Raw genomic sequence first — 15,452 nt, 5'->3', positions numbered from 1 at the left:
CGTGAACGTGCAAGCTACGGCGAGCATGGAAGAGCTGATGGAGCTGCTGGGTTTGCTGCGGCTTGTGCTGTTTAGCGTCTCGGCCGCCGTCCTTGTGCCCGTCGTCATCTCCAGCGGCGTGCTTGGCAGGGTGCTCATGCGGCCTATATCCGATATGACGCGCACGATGCGTCGCATTATCGGGAGCGGCGAATTCGCAAGGTTGAATCGGAAGGGGAAGTCCAGGGACGAGCTCGCGGGCATGGGCGAAACGTTCAACGAAATGATCGGCCTGCTCGAAGAGAGCTTCGTGCGCCAGGAGCAGTTCGTGTCCAACGCTTCGCATGAACTAAAGACGCCGCTTACCATCATCGAGAGCTATGCGAGCCTGCTCAAGAGAAGGGGAGCGGATCGGCCCGAGCTGCTGGAAGAATCCGTAGAAGCCATTCATTCCGAAGCCGTACGGCTCAAGGGAATGACGGAGCAACTGCTGCTTCTCGCCACCGCCAGACGGGCATGGCAAGCGGAAACGGAAAAGGTGGATCTCCTGCCGTTCGCGAGGCAGACAGCTGCCACTTTCGGCAAAGTATACGAGCGGGAAGTGACGGTTGAGATGCGGGGGGCAGGGCCGGACCGGCAAGGGAAAGCTGAGCGGATGGGCGATGCCGTTGTCGAACGGGGAGATGGCATGCCGACTCAAACGGATCCCGACATGCTGAAGCAGCTCCTTCTGATTTTGTTGGACAATGCGCGCAAATACAGCGATGGCCCAATCGAGCTTCGCTTGGGCAGCGAAGGGGAACGTTTCTATATGGCTGTTCGCGACAATGGCATTGGCATTCCGGAGAACGAATTGCCGCATGTATTTGAGCGGTTTTATCGCGTAGACAAGGCGCGAAGCCGCGACGGCGAAACGACCGGCGGAGCGGGACTCGGACTCTCTTTGGCCAAGGAGCTGGCCAAGGCGCTTGGAGCGGAGCTGACGCTGGAAAGCGTTCAAGGGGAAGGAACGACCGCGACGATTTGGCTTCCGGCCACTTAAGGGAATCTAATTTTGAGATACGTTGCGATTTCTCATGAAAATGATGAGGTATGTCGCGTTTTCTATTGGAGTTGATGTGATGCGACCCGTTTTCTCATGAAAATGTAATATTGAGGTTTTACAATGAACAGCAGATAGAGGAAAGGGATGATGGCAATGTCGTCTGGCAAATGGCGAACCGGAACGATAGTCGCGGCCGCTTGCGTCGCATTCTGTCTTCTCGCTGGCGCCGTACTGCTGTTCTCAACGAGAGAAGGCCGCGCTGCGGGGCTTACGATGGAGGAAGCGAGGAGCGAAGTGCTGAAGCAGTATGGTGGCGAGATTATTGGCAGCTCGGCGCAAGACGGCAGATATTTGGTGGAACTTAGAACGGAGCATGGGATATACGAGGTAAGGGTAGGCGAAGCAAAGGGCAGCGTGGACAGTATTCGTCTGCTGGAGCGCTTCACAAGCGATGAAGGTACGGGAGTAGAGCCAGGACCAACAGGTACTGCACCGTCGGAGACGGCAAAACCTTCGGACCCGGTTAGCGAGGTTTCGCCTGCGCCTACGTCGACGCCTGCTGCTACGCCGATCGTTAAGCCGACACCGTCACCGAACGGCACTGGCGCTACGGCTAAGCCTCCGACTCGGACGCCGGGAGGCAAGCCTTCGTCGACTTCGTCCGTCCATATCACCGAGGAGCGGGCTGCGTCATTGGCGCTGGCGAAGGTTGCGGGAACCGTGACGGACGTGGACAAGGACGATGACAACGGCGTCTGGTACTATTACGTTGACATCGAGACGAACGACGGCCGGGAGGCCGAGGTCCAGCTTAACGCGGCGTCCGGCGCCATCGTATCCGTAGCATGGGACGACGATGACGATGATGACTAGGACGCGTCTTTATGTATGCAAATAGAGCCTTCGCCAGGTCACACAATGGCACGCGGGTGGTGCGTTCGAGTCGCCAATGATCCTCTCATCAAATTCTAATGTTGCTGTAATGGTCCCCTCAGATTGCCCGGTTAAAGTGTAGTTAAGCAACAAGAGAGACATCAGAAGCGACAATGGGTGAAGGAGTGGGATATGATGATCAAAAAAAGCTGGATAATTGGAGCCGGACTGGTGGCGGTTCTGGGAGGAACCGGCGCCGCATTCGCGGCGGGGGCACCCGCGGCTGACTACATTGGCAAGGCTAAGGCAAAACAAATTGCTCTGCAGGCGGTGCCCGGCACGGTAACCGACGTCGACCTTGAGCGCCACAGCGGAACGGTCTATTACGAGGTCGACATCGACCGTAAGGAAGACTTCCGGGAGGCGGACGTGTACATCGATGCGATTAGCGGCAAAGTGCTGCGCATTGTAGAAGATGACGACGACGATGACCGCCGTTCCGAATCGGTATCCGGAACAGCAACAACAGTGAATCCTTCGGCACCGGCAACTGAAAGCTCCTCTGCGTCAGCGACTTCGAAACCTGCGGCCACAACAAAGCCAGCACAATCGACGGCGGCATCCGCTTCGAAGCCGGCTGCAGGCGCAGCAAACAGCGGTTCAGCAGCAACTGCCGCCAATATCATCACTGCCGAGCGTGCAGTCGAGATCGCGAAGCAAGCCGTTAAGGGCGAACTGATTCGAGTGGAGACGGAACGCGACGACGGCAGACTGGAATATGAAGTTAAGTTAAAGACGGCGAACGGCACGGCCGAGGTGGAGATTGCCGCCTCAAGCGGCAAAGTGCTGGACATCGATTACGACAATGATCGCGACGATTGGGACGACGATGATGACGATGACGACTGGGATGACGACGACCGTTATGAAGATGATCGGGATGATGACGACCGGTACGACGATGACTGGGACGACAACTAAGGTTTTCGTCAAACAAACCGCTGACGAAAGAAACATCTGAGGCACGCGACGATGAAGCCATTGGATCATCCTGGAACAGCGGTGAATCAATAGCAGGCTCCGTTCGAATCGCTGATTTCATCCATAGCTGTAACCATCATGGCCGTAATCATCCATGGTCGTAAACCAGTACCAACATGAATTTATAACGTAAACAGCGCAAGTCTGCCCCGACGTCCATATGGACGTCGGGGCAGACTTTATTTTTTGACGCCTCTACAATACCTACTCCTTCACCGCCCCCAACACGATCCCCTTTACGAAGAAACGTTGCAGCAGCGGATATACCGCGAGAATCGGCAGCATGGCGATGAAGATTTGCGCCGCCTTGACGCTGCGGTTGGACATCATCTCCAGATCTTCCGGCGTAATGCCGGTTTTGCTGAAGTCCTGTACGACGACGATCGTCTGCAACAGCGTGGCGAGCGGCCATTGCTCCTGCGACCTCATATAGAGCATGCCGTCGAACCAGCTGTTCCAGTGACCCACCATGGTGAAGAGCGAGATTGTCGCAATCGCGGGCAGCGAGATGGGCAGATACACCGAGAACAGAATGCGGAACGAGGTCGCTCCGTCCACGATGGCCGCCTCATCCAATTCCTTGGGCAGCGCCCGGAAGAAATTCATCATCAGAATCATATTCCAAACGTTGACGAGCCCCGGCAGAATAAGCACCCAAAACGAATTGACGAGTCCGACCTTCTGTACAAGCAAGTAGTTGGGCACGAGACCTGCGTCAAAAATCATGATGAACAGGAAAAACCAGACATAAAGCGCGCGGACTCGGAACTCCGCTGAGCTCCGGGATAGGGAGAAGGCGGCCATGATCGTTACGATCATGCCAAGCGTGGTACCCGTTATCGCGCGCCAAATCGACGTGATAATGGCGTTGCCGAAGTTATCATTTTCGAACGTTTTGGTGTAACTCTCGAAGTTGAAGTCGATCGGGAAGAAGGTGACCAGATTTGCTTCGGCCGCAGACTTCCCACTCAGGGACACGGCGAAGATGTGGATCATCGGCAGGATGCACAGAATCGAAATCCCGATGAGCAGAGCCAGATTGATGTAATAAAACACTCTGTACGATGGATCTTTGTAATACATAGCAGGTCTACCTCCGTCGTTGGGTTGTTAAAGGGGTTGTTCAAAAAGTCCGCTTCCCATCACGAAGTATGCCAAGAAGCGTATTCGACATCGAATCTTGAATTCAGACGAAACTTCCGGTGCTCACGTAGCTTCCACTACGCTCCGCTCCTCAGTTTCTACCTTCATCCAATCTTCTCGGTGCTAAAAACCGAACTTTTTGAACTCGCACTTTATGAGGTTGTTCAAAAAGTCCGGCTGCGATTTTAGAAAATGCGGTAATTGGCCCACTTGTAGGCGACATAATAGCCGCCGCTGATGAGAATGAAGCCGACCAGCGATTTGAACAAGCCGACCGTGGTGGCGAGACTGTATTGTCCGTCCTGGAAGGAGCGGAACACAAACGTGTCGATAATGTCGCCTTTGCCGAGCACGAGCGGATTGATCAGATTATAGATTTGGTCGAAGTTGGCGCTAAGCATGCTGCCCAGCGAAAGCGTGAACACGACGACCATGATCGGAAGCAGCGACGGCAGCGTAATGTTGATCGTTTGCTGCAGTCTGCCGGCGCCGTCAATCTCCGCCGCTTCGTAAAGATCCGGGTTGATGCCGGATAACGCCGCAAGGAACACGATGGCCGAGAAACCGAATTCCTTCCACAGATCGCTGACGATAACCGTGACGCGGAACCAGTCTCCATCGCCAAGGAACATGACAGGCTTTATATTCAACGTTGTTAGCAGACGATTTACGATACCGTCGAGCGATAACAAATCGAGCAAAATACCGCCCAGAATAACCCAGGACATAAAGTGGGGCAAATAAACCATCGTTTGGATGGAGCGTTTCAGCCCCATATTGCGAACCTCGTTTAGCAGCAGCGCGAACAGGACCGGCACGGCCAAGCCGAAAATGATTTTCAGCACGGAGATGATCAGCGTGTTCCAGATGACCTGGACGGTGCCGTTTAAGGTGAACATCAGCTCGAAGTTGTCCCAGCCGATCCACGGCGAGCCGCCTATGCCGAGCCAAGGCTTGAAGTCCTGAAAGGCCATGATGATGCCCGGCATTGGCGCGTATTTGAACACAAGCGCGATTAAGACGGCGGGAAGCAGCAGCAGATGCAGCCTCCAGGTTTTGCGGAATGGCATTTTTGAACGCAGCGCGGTTGACGATCGGCCGGTTGATGCTATAATGTCGTTATTCTTCATAGGGCTTCCTCCTGAATGTGATGGTAGGGAAGGCGAACGTTGCTTAATACCGTGCCTGGCATTGGCGGATGTTGGCCGTCTGTCTGGGAAAATTGTATGGCATCCGCCAATCGATGTATAGAACACATCTTAAAGGTGGCTGTCAATATATTAAGGGGGACCCCGCGTGAAACGGAGCAGGCCGATCTTTATCAAGATGACCGGCGTCATACTTATTCTGCTAATTCCGGCCGTCATTCTTTACACCTACTTCAGCACGACAAGCATCCAGGTGATCGACAAGCAGATGAAAGCGTACAAGGAGAGCCAGCTGCTCTTCCTCAAGAGTCAGATCGAATCCAACGTCGAACGGCTGTCGTTATCCTCGAACGTGCTGGCGCGGGATTCCTCGATTCTGGACCTGCATATCAGCATGCTGACGAAGGATTATTACCGCATGATCGAATACCAGTCGCTGGTCAAAGAAAAGTTGTATCTCCAAAGCTTCTCCAGCCACTGGTCGAACGAGCTGTCCGTCTATCTGCCGAGCTCCGAGAGCCGAATTTCCACGAGTCCGAACGGCGTCTACGATCCCAAGCTGCTGGAGCTGTCGGAGAACGGCGTGTGGCGCTTCCATGACGGCGGCGCTTCCAGAGCAGCCTATTATCAAATGCTGATCTGGGATCCTTATCTGTCGAAGAGCGATCCCGATTCCGTCAACGCCGTGTTCGAGGTGCGATTCGATCTCGACAACGTGCGGGAGATGCTCGAGCACTACAATGCGGAAAGCGCCGGCCACAACTTCCTTTTGACCGCGTCCGGCCAGACGTTTTCGGTCGACAAAGGCGGCGATGCGATGTACGCGGAGCTTGGCGCGAGCTTGCTTGCGGAAGGGCTAAACGACATCGGCAACGCCGATCGGACGGTGGACGGCAAGCGTACTTATTTGAGCTATGCGTATTTGCCCCAGTTGGACGCCTGGCTGGTCGATTACGTTCCGCTCGAACAATTTCACGCGCCGGTCATCGACAGCCGCAATCTGTTCTACGTCAGTATGCTTCTGTTAATCGCTCTCGGGTTAGCCGCATCTTATTTGCTATATTTGCATGTGCAGAAACCGTTGTCGCTCCTCATTCGGGGGTTGAAGCAGTTCGAGATCGGCGACTACGGCTTCCGGATCGGTCAGAAATTCCATAACGAATTCGACTACATGATGCACCGTTTCAACGATATGGGACGCGAGATTCAGCATTTGGTTCATAACGTCTACGAAGAGCAAAACCGTTCTCGCCTCGCGACGCTCAAGCAGCTGCAATCGCAGATCAACCCGCATTTTTTGTACAATTGCCTGTCGTTTATCGCGGCTAGCGCCAAAGCGGGCCAGACGGCCGTAATCAAGGAGATGGCCTATCATCTGGGCGGTTATTACAGGTATACCACCCGCGTCGAGAATCAGAAGGCCACCCTCAGGGAAGAGGTGGATCTGGTTCGGCATTATTTGCAAATTTATACATACCGGCTGGAAAGAATCTCTTACGAGATCGACATCCCGGACGAGATGCTTCACGAGAATGTGATGCGGCTAATTCTTCAGCCCGTCGTCGAGAATGCCATTATGCACGGAGTGGAACCGAAACCGGGGCAAGGATTAGTGCGAATAACGGGAATAATGGCGGACGGCTGGAACGAATTGACCGTGGAAGACAGCGGAGACGGCATGTCCGACGACGAAATGAAGGCGCTTGCGGGACGGCTGGAGCTCCCAATGGACGACGCTTCGGGCTGCGGGATGTGGAACGTGCATCAGCGGCTCAAGCATCGATACGGCACAGGAGCCGGCGTGTCGCTTACGCATTCGGACGCGCTTACAGGACTCCGGGTGTCCTTGAAGTGGCGAAGCGAAGAATGGGAGACGGAGAAAAGGAGAGTGGGTTATGAGTCAGCTGTTGTTAGTGGATGACGAGCCGATGATTGTAGGCAGCATGGTGGCGAACGACTGGGCAAGCATTGGCATTGAGGGTGTTCATAAGGCGGGATCCGGGCTGGAGGCTATCGGAATACTGGCCTCCACTCCGATCGACATTGTCGTGACGGACATTCGGATGCCCGGCATGGACGGTTTGCAGCTATGCAAACATATTCAAGAGCATTACCCTCGGACCAAATGCATTCTGCTGTCGGGATACGGCGAGTTCGAATACGCACGGAAGGCGATCGCCTACGGGACGGCCAACTACTTGCTCAAGCCGGTGAAGGATGAGGAGTTAATGGACGAGGTGGGGCGCCTAAGAGAGCTGCTGGAGCGGGAATGGGAGGAGATGGATTCCGTTCAGCGGGCGCGACATACGCTGCGAGTCCATCTGCCCATGCTGAGGGCCAATCTGCTAAACGATCTGTTGTCGGGCATTCGGCTGCCGAACGGACTTCTCGCCGAGCGGATGAACGAATACGGGCTGAGCATCTCTACAGGTCGTCATGCCTCCATGCTGATGGTTCGGATCGACGAGTCGGAATCCGCGATCCCCGATCCGTCGTTGCTCGAATATGCCGTGCGCAACATTGCAAGCGAAATTCTGGAAGCGGAATTCGAGGTTTGGGGGACCAAGGATTCCTTCGGGTATCTGTGTTACCTGCTTCAGGGGAAAGCGGATGGTACATGGGATAAAGATGCTGCCCTGAGACTGGAAAATATAGCCGGACAGCTGGTAGCCAAAGTCGGGAGATTCCTTCGCGGGACCGTCACCGCGCTGGTTGGCGAGCCCCGTCTGTTCCCGCTGGAGATCGTGGACCAGTACCGCAAATCGTTAAACGGGTTTCGAAAGGTCCCCCGCAGCGAACAAGGTATCGTTATTTTGGAGAGAGACAGCCGCTCGCAATACCGTTCTTTGGATTCCCTCTATGCGCCTCCAGGCTTCCAGGGGCTGTTCGAGGCGGGCCGTTGGCAAGACGCGCGCTCGAAGCTTGCCGAACTGGAGAAGGAGATGCGCGAGAAAAAGCTGGATACGGAGGAGCATGTGACGGAGGTCGCGTACGCGCTCATGAACGCCTTCTTGTATACGGCCCACTTGCAAGGGAAGACGCTCTTGGAGCTGACCGGCTTCGAGGCCGACATTCTCTCGGAGCAGGGCCTGTTCACCCGTCTCGACGGGGTGATGGAATGGGCGGACATGGCGCTTCGAAGCTTGGAGACCGCCAACGTAAAAGAAGTCAAAGACGGCAAGGGCACGCTTATCCCGAATATTCACCGCTTTATCGAAAGCCGTATTGCGGGCGATGTGTCTCTGCAGGCGATTGCCGATCATGTCGGCCTTCACCCGGCTTACTTGTCCTCGCTCTACAAGCAGGAGACAAAGGAGAATATCAGCGACTTTATTATGCGATACCGGATGGAGAAAGCAAGCGTGCTGCTCCGCACGACGGACATTCGAATTTACGAGCTGTCGGGTCAGCTGGGCTTCCAGAATCCGCCTTACTTCAGCAAGCTGTTTAAATATTATTACGGCGTAACGCCCCAGGATTACCGTGAGCGCAACGGGAAGTGAACCTTAACAATTTGTTATACGATCTTAAAACTTTATCTCTTACCCGGCTGAAAACGCTGTAATAAGATTAGGTTGCATCTCAATACAGCAGATTCAAGGGAGGTTCAGGCAGACACATGGCCAAAAAATCAATGTTACTTATGCTCGCGGCAATCATGATGATTACCCTGCTGGCGGCTTGCTCGTCGAACTCGAACAACGGGGGACAAGGAAGCGGCGCTACGAGCAGTCCGACTGGAAGCGCGGAGGCTTCACAATCCCCTGCCCCATCGGAGGACTCCAACGCCGAGGCGATCCGCAACGGGACGCACAAGTTCGATCCGCCCGTTACGATCACGACAGTCAAAGCGACGGACGGCACCTTCAAGTTCAAGAACGGAGAGAATCTGGAAAACAACGTTCACACGAAGTGGGCGTTGGAGGAACTGGGCATTCAGCTCAAAAACCTCTGGGAGTCGCCTGGCGACCAATTTGCAACGAAGGTTCGCCTCATGCTCACGTCCAAGGAGACGCTGCCGGACGTGCTAATGACAGAGGATATGGCGCTTATTAACGAGCTTATCCAGTCGGGCCATTATCGCGATATTACGGACGATTTCGAGAAGTACGCCTCCGATGGCATGAAAGAGCTGTATAGCTCTCATCCGCTCATGTGGAGCCAAGTGACGCACGAAGGCAAAAAGATGGCGCTGCCGAACTTCGCGCATGCCGGCAACGATAACGCGGTCATGTGGATTCGTCAGGATTGGCTCGACGAGCTGGGGCTGAAGGCGCCTGCGACGTTTGAGGAACTGGAGACGGTTATGCAGACCTTCCTCGACAAGAAACCTGGCGGTACCAATAACTTGATTCCACTGGGACTCAGCCTGGGATCCGGCGGCAACAACCCGAACCCGTTCGCGGGCTGGCTCGGCGAGAGCACCTGGGTATTCGGGCCTTATGGAACGATCCCTTATCAGTGGCTGGAGAAGGAAGGAAAGCTTGTTCACGGCTCCACGCTGCCGGAGATGAAGGACGGTCTTACCCGGTTAAACGATTGGTACAACAAAGGTTATATTTCGCAGGAAGCGGGACTGCATGACGAGAACAAGCTGGCCGAACTGATCGGACAAGGCCGGGTAGGCATAGTCGTCGCTCCATATTGGCTGCCGAACTGGCCGATTCCGGATTTAAAGAAAAACGTGGAAGGCGCCGATATGCTGCCTTACCCGCTGCCGACGCTAAACGGAAAATCCGCGGCCCGCGATACGACGTTCCTGCGCGGCGGACTGCTCGTGAAAGAGGATTTCGACCATGTGGATGCCCTGTTCCTGTACTTAAACCGCATCTTCGGACGCGTCTCGCAAGAGCCTGGCGGCGAATTCGAGAACGGCTGGGCGAAGGATTACGACTATACGATCTTGGCCGACGGCAGCGTGTCCGTTGCCGAAGAGGATATTCAGGGCGGCAAGGTCGGCGTGGCGAAATACGTGCTGATCGATCTGAAAAATCCGTTTAAGAATCTGGAAATGCTGGCGAATATCAGCAGAGGCGTAGAGCCGAAGACATCGGCGGAGAAACGCGCGGCCATGTCGAATCCAAGCACGCTGAAAGCGGCGGAAATCGTAGATGACGGCTGGAAAAACGGCTATGCCATCGCTCAGCAATTTACGGGAGCTCCGACCCCGGCGATGCAGTCGAAGAGCGGCATTCTCGTCAAGCTTGAGGGAGATACGTTTATCAGCATGATCTACGGCAAAAAGCCGATCGACGATTTCGACAATTTCGTTAAGGAATGGAAGAGCATCGGCGGCGAAGACATTACGAAGGAAGCCAACGAGTGGTATCAAAAAACAAAATAAGAGGAAGGCCCGCCGCGCGAAGCGGTGGGCCCCTTCTGAGAGAAGGGGAAAACGCCATGGAAGGACGCCTTACGTTCGTTAAGCTGTCAACGATCGCCTTTCTTGCCATGGCCGTTTTAGCCAGTGCTGCGCTGCTGGTCAAGTCGTTATTCGCGGCGCCTGCCGCGGAAATCGTCGTGGCGACGGTCAATGGCGACGACATTACCGCCGAGGAGCTAGCTTACTTCGCGGGGCTTCATCGAGCTTCTGTCATTGAAACTTTCCTGGCGGAGGAGGTCGTTGCGATGGACACGCGTTTCTGGCAGCGTGACTTCAGGGGAGTTTCGCCGATCGAGAAGTTGAGAGAGCTGGCGTTAAAGGATGCGGTAGCCATGAAGGCGGAGCTGCAGCTGGCGCATGAGTTGGGACTGACAAGCGACGTTTCCTATGCCTCCCTGCTTGAGGCGATGGAAAAGGAGAACGCGCGCAGGGCGAAAGCCGTCGCAAACGGTGAGCCGATTTATGGCCCGGCCAAGTTCGAGGAGCGGACGTTCATTGATTTTTACCGCGGCAAGCTGGCGACATTGTCGAAGGAAAGTTTGGCGGAGAGCGAGTTCGCGCCAATGGACGAGAGGGAGCTGGTTTCCTTTTACGAAAGGATAAGCACGATGTTGTCGCCAATGGCAAACAGTTTGACGTATGACAAAATCGCCATTACGTATCGTTATGACGGGAAAGACGGCGATAATCGTATGGAAGAGGCGTTCCGGATGGCAACGGTTATTCGAGAGCGACTATTGACAGGGGAAGCAGCAACGGAGGCCGTGTTGGCGGAGGCAGCTTATCCGGCGGGGATGGCGGCAGCCTATAAGGAGAAGTTGGAGCTGAACGAATCCAATGCGTCGCGAATGTTCAAGTCGAACAACTCGCTGTATACTGCGCTGCAAGCGGCCACGGAGGGGCAGCCGGTTACTTCCGTCATCGACGATCCAATAGCGGGCCAATATGTGATTGCACGCGTGACAGATTGGCAAGCTGCGGAGGTCCCCAAGTTCGAGGAGGCGCGGGACGTTGTCAGGAAACTATATGTGGAGGAGCGGTATTCGGCTTATATGCAATCCAGGGTAGAATCGGCTGCCGTTCATCTGCTGCCTGCCTATTACGAATCCAAGTTAGGCGTGGAGTAAAAGAGAATTCCGCAAAATGAAAGCGGTTACTAATTTGGGCCGATAAGGCTCTATGACATAGGAGGACGGATCATGTTGCGAATAAAAAAGCTTGGATGGTTGAATCTGCTGCTTGCGGCGGTCTTATTCTTGGCAATCGCGATACCTGCAGGGGATGCCGGAATAGTTGCGGCGGCTGAAACGGGGAATGTGTATTACGTGGATGCTGCAGGAGGGGATGACGGGGCGGCGGGCACCAGCGAAGGGACTGCTTGGAAGTCGCTAAACAAGGTAAATGCCACGGTATTCCAGCCGGGAGACCGCATCCTGTTCAAAGCCGGCGGCGTCTGGAAAGGAACGCTGCATCCCAAAGGTTCGGGAGCTTCCGACAATCCGATCGCGATAGACAAATACGGAGAAGGGCCAAAACCTCTAATTGCCGGCGACGGCGCGGACGCGGCGGTCTACTTCTACAGTCAGGAATATTGGGAAGTGCGCAATCTGGAAATTACGAATTATGCGAATACAGCCGGAGAACGCCGGGGCATCCATGTAGCCGGCCATAGCGGCGGTTGGAACAATCCCAAGGTGTACCGCCACTTCGTGTTCGAATATTTGGACATTCATAGCGTCAAAGGCAGCCTGGCTATGGATTACGCCCATAACGGAGGCATCATCGTCTGGGATCCAAGCTGGAATTACGTCGTCACGGACGTCACGATCCGCAACAACCGGATCTATTCGCTGGACAGCGTGGGCATCTATCTAAACGGCGGCAGCAGGCCGTTCTCCTTCAACAACACGGTTGCCGACAACGTTATCTACGACATCGGCGGAGACGGCGCTTTTATTTTGAACACGACGAACGGCCTTATCGAACGCAACGTCGTATACGATACGCATAAACGATCGACGAGTTATCATGTGCCGCTCTGGTTTTTCGAATCCAGGGATTCCGTTATTCAGAACAACGAGGTGTTCAATACGTATCCGGGCGGCGACGCGATGGCGTACGATTCGGATTACAAAAGCGAAGGAACGATCATTCAGTACAACTACAGCCACAACAACGCCGGAGGCATGTCGCTAGCGGTCAATGACGGCACACAGCCCGCGAACTTCAATCGGAACACTGTCATTCGCTACAATATTAGCCAAAACGATCTGGGCGCCGTGTTCAACTTCAGCGGAACGCCGGAGAATACGCATATATACAACAATACCGTGTACATTCCGCCGAACTCCGGCACCAAGGTCGTCGACACGCTGAACTGGGGCGGCTGGTCGAAAAATACGACGTACAACAACAATCTGATCGTTAATCTGGGATCAGGCGGCTACAACTTCGGGTCCAGCACAAATAACGTGTTCGACAACAATCTGTTCTACGGCAATCATCCGCAGAACGTGCTTAATGCCGATGCCAACAAGATTGTGGGCGATCCGCTGCTTGCGGCTCCGGGCACGGGCCGAATCGGCAGGGATACGCTGGCGGGTTATCAGTTGCTGCAAGGTTCCCCCGCTATCGGCGCGGGAAAATTCATCGAGGGCAACGGCGGACTCGATTTCTACGGCAATCCGGTTCCGGCCGTCGGAAACCCGAACATCGGCGCTTACGAGGGACCGGGCATTCCCGTCGGAGAGATCCCTCCCGGGGCGGAGATCGAGAATCTGCTAGCCAATCCCGGCTTCGAAGACGGGGAGTTCGGCGGCTGGAGCAATACGTTTGGCGGCGCGGCCATCGTGGGTGATGGAGCTCGCAGCGGCGAATATGCCGCGGTCCTGAGCAACGCCGTATCGGGCATCGAGCAGACGGTGACCGTCAAGCCGAATACGATCTATAAGCTGTCGGGCTTCGCGAGAAGCGAAGGCGGCGGCTCCGCGGTCATCGGCGTAAAGAGCTACGGCAATCCCGCCAAGGACGTCCATGTTAGCGGTACCGGGTTCACGGGAAAAGAAGTCGTCTTTACGACCGGCGGCTCCAATACGACGGCCAATCTCTATCTTTACAAACAAGGCGGAACGGGCAGCGTGATTTTTGATGACATGCTGCTGTACGAATACGGAACGGTGTCGCCGCCCGCCGTGCCGCCGGCATTGCCGCCGGAACCGCTTCCGGGCAAACAAGATCTCTCTCGCTTCGCTATGTTGACCGCGAGCTCCAGCAATCCTCTTTATCCGCCGGCGCTGGCCGTGGATGGTTCGCTAGACGGAAGCAGCAGATGGATTACGCTAGGCGGGAGTCAGGCTCCGCATTGGCTGGAGCTGAGCTGGGAGGAAAGCTACGATATCGACCGCGTCCGTCTTTGGAGCGGAGCCGGGGCCGGATCCGAGGGATGGCAAATCCGCGATTACCAGATTCAGTACTGGGAAGACGGAGCATGGAAAGTTGCCGCATCGGTGACGGGTAATACGAAGGATGGCCGCACCGGCGCCCACAACGACCTGGCGTTTCCCGTTATCCATACCGACAAGATCAGACTTTGGGTAACGAAAGGCACGACAACCGCGCAGTCGAACGATAACGGAGCTCGCGTGTTCGAGATCCAAGTTTGGGAGCATGAACCGAACCCGGTTGAACCGGAAGTAACACCCGTATACGTCTTTGACGTGCAGGTTGGTTCCGAGAATCGGAGAACCATGCTCGATGCAGGGGCAACGCTCCTTATGTCGGCGGACGTAAAGCCGTTAAACGCGGATGACCGGACGGTAGCTTGGCGAGTCGAAGGTTTGGACGGCACGATAACGACGCTTGCCTCCATCGATGGAAACGGCTTGTTGACGGCCATGTCGCCTGGCGCCATCAAAGTTGTGGCCGAAGCCAATGACGGTTCCGGCGTTAAAGGCGAGGCGATTATTCGCATCACGGAGCCGCAGCCCAATTCCAACATTGCGACAAATGCGAGCGTGACCGCAAGCTCCAGCCACGAAAGCGGCAATTTCCCGCCAACGCTTGCCGTAAACGGCATTAAACATGGAGGAGCCGATCGCTGGGTATCCGGCGCGGAAGGCCCGCACTGGCTTGAGCTGGCGTGGGATACGAAGCAGAAGGTGAACGGGGTCAGGCTCTGGAGCGGTCAGATCGACTCTCAAGGCATGCAGCTCGCCGATTTCGAGATTCAGTCATGGAACGGTACGGATTGGGTGACGGTTACGTCGGTTGTCGGCAACGAAGAGGATAATTACGTCGGCGAGTATGCCGATCTCCGCTTTGCGCCCGTGGAGACGAGCCGACTGAGACTGGCGATTACAAAAGGCAATCCGGCCACTGATGAACGTGCAAGATTGTTCGAAATCGAGGTTTACGGAGCGGCGGCTTCCGAGGAACCGGACTTGCTTCCGGCCGTTCTGATGAGTGCTCCTGCAGAAGCCTATGCCGGTCAAGCGATTAATTTGTCCGTCTCCGTTTCGGAGAGCGCCTTCGACTACTCGACGATTAACGCAATCGCTGCATACGATCCTCAGGTGCTCGTGTTCGATACGTTCGAAGCGGAGGACGGCTTGCTCGAGCTGGCCGGCACGGCGATTACTTCAACCCGAACGGGGCTGACCGTGCTAGGAACGGCCGTCAAGCCTGCGGAAGGTTTGATCAATATATTGCTTAGCGGAACCGGCGGTTCTCTTGCGGCGGAAGGCGAGTTGTTCCAGCTGCATGGCAGAGTGGCGGAGAATGCCCTCGTCGGTACGACAAATGTTTCATTGACGAAATTCGAAATCATCGGCGATGGCGGCGG

General features: G+C 55.3%; 10 protein-coding genes. 8 read left to right on the top strand and 2 right to left on the bottom strand.

Features of this window, described 5'->3' with window-relative positions; translation table 11 throughout:
• From PAT3040_RS05525 to PAT3040_RS05515, 3 genes are all read left to right on the top strand, one after another.
• On the top strand, positions 1–1,021 hold a 1,021-nt coding region (locus tag PAT3040_RS05525), incomplete at its 5' end, for a HAMP domain-containing sensor histidine kinase (protein WP_108991853.1).
• A gap of 156 nt (positions 1,022–1,177) precedes the next feature.
• Positions 1,178–1,897, top strand: coding sequence for a PepSY domain-containing protein (locus PAT3040_RS05520; protein WP_181376453.1), 720 nt, complete (start codon positions 1,178–1,180; stop codon positions 1,895–1,897).
• Between the two features lie 177 nt (positions 1,898–2,074).
• Positions 2,075–2,878 (top strand): PepSY domain-containing protein, encoded by an 804-nt coding sequence (locus PAT3040_RS05515; protein WP_146200367.1) that lies wholly within the window; start codon positions 2,075–2,077, stop codon positions 2,876–2,878.
• 264 nt (positions 2,879–3,142) lie between these two features.
• Here PAT3040_RS05515 and PAT3040_RS05510 read toward each other — a convergent pair whose 3' ends face one another.
• Positions 3,143–4,021: a carbohydrate ABC transporter permease gene (locus PAT3040_RS05510; protein WP_108991850.1), complete on the bottom strand. Its 879-nt coding sequence runs from the start codon at positions 4,019–4,021 to the stop codon at positions 3,143–3,145.
• Positions 4,022–4,266: 245 nt separating this feature from the next.
• The gene (locus tag PAT3040_RS05505; protein WP_258234852.1) at positions 4,267–5,151 is read right to left on the bottom strand and encodes an ABC transporter permease; all 885 of its coding nucleotides are present in this window, start codon (positions 5,149–5,151) and stop codon (positions 4,267–4,269) included.
• A 226-nt stretch (positions 5,152–5,377) separates the two neighbouring features.
• On the opposite strand from PAT3040_RS05505, the gene PAT3040_RS05500 reads away from it, so the two are divergent.
• The 5 genes from PAT3040_RS05500 to PAT3040_RS05480 form a co-directional block, all read left to right on the top strand.
• On the top strand, positions 5,378–7,150 hold the full coding sequence (locus tag PAT3040_RS05500) for a sensor histidine kinase (RefSeq protein ID WP_108991848.1): 1,773 nt from the start codon (positions 5,378–5,380) through the stop codon (positions 7,148–7,150).
• Positions 7,125–8,732 (top strand): response regulator transcription factor, encoded by a 1,608-nt coding sequence (locus PAT3040_RS05495; RefSeq protein ID WP_108991847.1) that lies wholly within the window; start codon positions 7,125–7,127, stop codon positions 8,730–8,732. The genes PAT3040_RS05500 and PAT3040_RS05495 overlap by 26 nt, the downstream gene beginning before the upstream one ends.
• 116 nt (positions 8,733–8,848) lie before the next feature.
• Positions 8,849–10,573, top strand: coding sequence for a type 2 periplasmic-binding domain-containing protein (locus tag PAT3040_RS05490; RefSeq protein WP_108991846.1), 1,725 nt, complete (start codon positions 8,849–8,851; stop codon positions 10,571–10,573).
• 56 nt (positions 10,574–10,629) lie between these two features.
• Positions 10,630–11,739: a hypothetical protein gene (locus PAT3040_RS05485; RefSeq protein ID WP_108991845.1), complete on the top strand. Its 1,110-nt coding sequence runs from the start codon at positions 10,630–10,632 to the stop codon at positions 11,737–11,739.
• A 72-nt stretch (positions 11,740–11,811) separates the two neighbouring features.
• A partial coding sequence (locus PAT3040_RS05480; RefSeq protein WP_108991844.1) for a galactose-binding domain-containing protein occupies positions 11,812–15,452 on the top strand: 3,641 nt, incomplete at its 3' end.

The sequence above is a fragment of the Paenibacillus agaridevorans genome, from assembly GCF_003112455.1.
Lineage (GTDB): Bacteria > Bacillota > Bacilli > Paenibacillales > Paenibacillaceae > Pristimantibacillus > Pristimantibacillus agaridevorans.
Note: the sequence above shows the minus strand (reverse complement) of the source record. Positions and strands in the feature narration are given on the sequence as shown.